Genomic DNA, 301 nt, shown 5'->3' with positions numbered 1-301 from the left:
CGCCCCGGCATGCCAGGTTTTCAATACGTCTATATGTTGCTCTCCGAATGTGGAAAACATCGCTATGTGGGGTGCACTGAAGACCTACAAAAACGCCTACTTAAACATAATAAGGGGGATGTGCCGCATACATCAAAGTTTCGTCCTTGGCGCATAGAAACTGCAATCGCATTTAGAGACGCCCAAAAAGCAGCGGCCTTCGAGCGCTATTTGAAATCGCATTCCGGCCGATCTTTTGCGAGTAAGCACTTTTAAGTGCTTCGATCGAGTAAAACGAGATCGAAGCCTGCCCCGGCGTAGT

At 48.8% G+C, this 301-nt stretch carries 1 protein-coding gene; it reads left to right on the top strand.

What is annotated here, in order from left to right; genetic code table 11:
• Positions 1 to 255, top strand: a 255-nt coding sequence (locus tag QEH52_RS20465; protein WP_308952805.1) for a GIY-YIG nuclease family protein, incomplete at its 5' end; no start/stop codon positions are given.
• Between the last annotated feature and the right edge of the window lie 46 nt (positions 256 to 301).

It is taken from the genome of Thalassobacterium maritimum, assembly GCF_031127805.1.
Classification (GTDB): Bacteria; Verrucomicrobiota; Verrucomicrobiia; order Opitutales; family Coraliomargaritaceae; genus Thalassobacterium; species Thalassobacterium maritimum.
The sequence above is the reverse complement of the archived record's forward strand: the minus strand, read 5'-3'. Positions and strand labels throughout refer to the sequence as shown.